The sequence below is a fragment of the Thermoleptolyngbya sp. M55_K2018_002 genome (genome assembly GCF_015295965.1).
GTDB lineage: Bacteria > Cyanobacteriota > Cyanobacteriia > Elainellales > Elainellaceae > Thermoleptolyngbya > Thermoleptolyngbya sichuanensis.
Genome location: NZ_DVEA01000208.1, coordinates 1 through 3,673, shown reverse-complemented (window position 1 = coordinate 3,673; position 3,673 = coordinate 1). Strand labels below are relative to the sequence as shown.

The following is a 3,673-nucleotide window of genomic DNA, read 5'->3' as shown; positions in this document are numbered from 1 at the left end:
CCTTGTGGCGGATCGCGCTGGACCCGCAGGTGCCGCCCGAGGAGCGCAAGCAGTCGTTGGCCACGCTGGGCGAAACGCCCGTGGTGATTCGGCAGCCCGCTATTCCGCCTGTGCCGCCGGAGGATCGCCCGATTGCGGCGGAGCTACCCCAGCCCCAGGCTCTCCCTGAACTGCCTGCGCTGGTGCCTGTGCCCGCCGTACCGCCCGCGATCGCCGTTGCTGCTGCCCCGCCTGCCGTTTTGCCTGTGCCCGCTGCGCCCCCCGTCAGCATTCCCCAGAGCATCCAGATCAGTGGCGCGATGGAAATGGGCGGTCGCTACAGCATTATCGTCGAAGTGCCAGGAGAAGGGAGCCGCTATGCGTCGGTGGGCGATCGCCTCGCGGGTGGCACAGTGCTAATTAAGCGGGTAGAAATGAATGGGCAAGAACCCCGCGTGATTTTGGAACACAATGGACAAGAGATTGTCCGCACGGTGGGCGATCGCACGGCGCTGCTGAGCTATCGTTAAAGCATTCAGCGATTCAAACTCAGCAATTCCAACATCTCATTCCAGCATTCAATCTCGCGCCTGCCGCCAGGAGTGTCGCCCATGATGCCAGGTCTAAATTCGTCGGATAGCGGGCATTCCAAGCGATCGCCCATGAGTTCCCAGAAGGCTGACCCACGGACTCGATCGCTCGATTTTGGCGATCGCTACACCTGTCCTGTCTGTCGGCATGGCGAAATCACTGGGCTGGCGCTGATGGATGCCTTCGCCTGCAACTTTTGTCGGCATATTTTTACGGCAAATCTGGCAGATCAGTCGGTGCAGGTGGCAGACAGCGTACAGCCCATGACCTGGCGCTGGACGGGCTGGAACTGGCAATCTGCTTATCAAACGGACCCCAACCTCACGGCCTTTGTCTGGCTGGTGGCGGTGGTGCTGGGGGTGCTGCCCACAGGCATCGTCTGGCTGTTGTCTTATACCTTTCCGCCGCTGCCCGGTAGCCCCTGGGCATGGTTTCCGGTGGTCTGGGTCAGCATTACGTTTACCGCCCACCTGCTGATGGTGGCCTGGCTGCTAGCAGAGCATTACCAGTTTCCGCCCTATGTCTCTAGCAAGGTGCGGATGCGGCATTTTCTCAATCGGTTTTAGGGTGGTTTTAGAGAAAGCTGAAGGGCAGCAGGTTAATGGATGCCTGAGATCCTGGCCTGGGCTGGCTGGCGGGGAAGCAGGGCGATCGCCCTCCGCCAAGCTGCCGAAGAAAGTTCAGCCAAAGTTCAGCCAAAGTTCGGCCAAGGTTTAGCCACCGTGGGGCGTGGAGTCACCCGGTCGGGGGAATTTGGGGTATTTGAAGATTTGAGAAGCTAGAGGCAGTGACCCGCTGGGCAGCATAGGGTTATGATCGAAGAAAAGTTCTGTATCTATAGCTACAGATCGTCCTGCGGATACAGGTATAGAACTTTCCGCTTTGGTAATTTCATTTAAAATCGCTACCGCTGGAGAGATCCTTATGGCCCGCCAAAACCTCAAAGACACAAAGCAACCGCTGTCTCCAAAAGTGCCTGCAACCCCTCCGGCTGAAGAGTTTAACTTTGACGAGTGGGCGGGTGCTGTCAAGCAGCAGATGATTGCCTCCCTGAAGCGACGGGGTTCTGCTTGATTCGTCGAGCCATTCGTTGGAATCAACTCGTTGGAATCAACTCGTTGGAATCAATTTTTGGGTGAGCAAGACCGATAGATTTCCTGAATCTAGACTTTCTGAATCTAGATTTTCTGAATCTATAAGTCCGAATTAACCAGCTTGAATACACCGTCTCAATCGGGTTCTGGGTAGGGTCGTAGATGCGACGCTCTCGGAACCCGATTTCGGTCTGAAAGGGCGTGGATTGAGTCGCGGCGGATGGATGCCAGCTTGGCGGATGTCCGCTAATCTAAAATCGCCAATCCAAAATCTGATACTACCCGATCGGGGGATAGACCTGCCCAATCTTGTAGCATACTGTAGTTTAAGTAGTATTGAAACACCCATGAATTTTACAGGCTAAGAGAGCGCGGTGAACCCTTAAGTTGCACTGCGCGGTTTTTTCACGATTTCACGCCATTTCCACAGAATTTCTAAAAACCGGAGGTGCAACCGATGTTTCTTGACTCTCAACCTTTACCCATTTCGGCGGCGATGCCCGATGTCGCTGCGCCGCCTCCAGACAAGGCTCTACCAGAGCGATCGCCCGCTGCCCCTGCTCAACCTGACGCAGCACCCGATTCGCTAGAGCATCAGCAACACATTCAAACCAGAGAGCTAGTTAACCGGCCCAGAGCTATTCACTATCAGCAGCGACGACTGTTCTAGAGCCTGCATTTTGGCGTGATGCCTAACGTACTAGATGCGTGCGTTGATCAGGCTCTTAGGCATCCCTCCCACCTTTTGGCTGAACTAGAACGGGCGCAGTTGGACGATTTCTTGTGGGCGCAGTCTGCGAGAAATCGTCCAAAATCCAGAAAACTGATCGCAAGTGCGTCAGTCCTGTGAAAAAAGCCTGCTGGATGGATGGCGTTTTGTTTACCATCACCCGGAGTGTTTGACATGATGACTTTGACGGAGCGCTCGGTCAGCAGCCAGGCCGACTATCAGCGCTTAGCGGATTTCCTTAATCTTTGCGAAGCCGCCACCTATCGCGAGTATTTCTTTACCGCCGAGGAGCTGGCCCACGATGCCACCCATCCCAGCTTTGATCCAGTGGGCGATCGCCGCCTGTGGGAAGACGCAACGGGTCAGTTGATGGGTGTGGCTTCGCTTTGGGGCGCGAAGGAACCCATTGACGGCTTTCTGGAGCGGCATTTGTCGCTGCGGGTGCATCCCGACTGGCACAGCCGACTGGAACCCGAAATGCTGCGCTGGGGCGAAAGCCGCCTGCTGCAAATCGGCCAGGCTCGCAGCCTGCCCACCAGGCTCTATGTCCACTGCCGCGATACGGAGGGCGATCGCCTTTCTTGGGTTGAACGCAGCGGCTTTGAATACGAGCGTCGCTTTCTCACCGAAGCGCGATCGCTCCTCGACCCCATTCCCCCCGCGCAACTGCCTGACGGGTTTCAAATCATCGACAATACCCGCCGCGTGCCTGCCCAAGACTGGGTGGATCTATACAACCAGACCTTTATCGATCACTGGGGCTTTCACCCGCTGACGGTGGAGCAGCATGAACATCGGCTGAGCGAAGCGGACTATCGACCCGCTCTGGATCTGATCGCCGTGTCACCCGATGGCACGCTGGCTGGCTTTTGCAGGTGCTACATCAGCATCCCCACCAACGCCCACTTTGGCCGTTGCGAAGGCTGGATTAGCTCGCTGGGAACTCGTCGCGGCTTTCGGCGACGGGGCCTGGGGCGATCGCTCTTGCTTGCTGGTCTGCATCGGCTCAAAGCCGAAGGCATGGACACAGCACTGCTGGGCGTAGACACCCAAAACCCCAATGCTGCCTACGACCTCTACCACTCAGTCGGGTTTGCGCCCCAGTTTGCATGGTTGAGCTACGCAAAGGTGATGGGGTGACGGAGTGAGGAGGCGAGAAACGGAGAGAGAAAAAACGAAAAATGAAAAACGAAGAACGAAAACCGGAACCTCTTCGTTCTTTCCTCTTCGTTCTTCGTTCTTCGTTCTTCGTTCTTCTCTCTTCCCTCTTCCCTCCCTC

4 protein-coding genes and 1 pseudogene are annotated in these 3,673 nt (G+C 56.4%); all 5 read left to right on the top strand.

All coding sequences use genetic code 11. From position 1 onward, the window contains the following. Window positions 1-509: pseudogene (locus IGS51_RS10150) on the top strand (hypothetical protein); the annotation flags it as partial. An 81-nt stretch (window positions 510-590) separates the two neighbouring features. Continuing rightward, entirely contained in the window at window positions 591-1,136 is a 546-nt protein-coding gene (locus tag IGS51_RS10145; RefSeq protein WP_297078291.1) for a hypothetical protein, read from the top strand. Between the two features lie 358 nt (window positions 1,137-1,494). Beyond that, the gene (locus IGS51_RS10140) at window positions 1,495-1,644 is read left to right on the top strand and encodes a hypothetical protein (protein ID WP_172357706.1); all 150 of its coding nucleotides are present in this window, start codon (window positions 1,495-1,497) and stop codon (window positions 1,642-1,644) included. A 477-nt stretch (window positions 1,645-2,121) separates the two neighbouring features. Next, window positions 2,122-2,334 carry a hypothetical protein gene (locus IGS51_RS10135; RefSeq protein ID WP_297078290.1) on the top strand — a complete coding sequence of 71 codons (213 nt, stop codon included), beginning with the start codon at window positions 2,122-2,124 and terminating at the stop codon, window positions 2,332-2,334. Between the two features lie 234 nt (window positions 2,335-2,568). After that, a complete protein-coding gene (locus IGS51_RS10130; RefSeq protein WP_297078289.1) occupies window positions 2,569-3,534 on the top strand; it encodes a GNAT family N-acetyltransferase in 966 nt (321 codons plus the stop codon). Window positions 3,535-3,673 lie beyond the last annotated feature (139 nt).

Excerpts from the sequence above, each read along its gene's own strand:
- IGS51_RS10145 (WP_297078291.1), top strand. The coding sequence starts at position 591 with ATGATGCCAGGTCTAAATTCGTCGGATAGCGGGCATTCCAAGCGATCG.
- IGS51_RS10130 (WP_297078289.1), top strand. The coding sequence starts at position 2,569 with ATGATGACTTTGACGGAGCGCTCGGTCAGCAGCCAGGCCGACTATCAG.
- IGS51_RS10140 (WP_172357706.1), top strand. The coding sequence starts at position 1,495 with ATGGCCCGCCAAAACCTCAAAGACACAAAGCAACCGCTGTCTCCAAAA.
- IGS51_RS10135 (WP_297078290.1), top strand. The coding sequence starts at position 2,122 with ATGTTTCTTGACTCTCAACCTTTACCCATTTCGGCGGCGATGCCCGAT.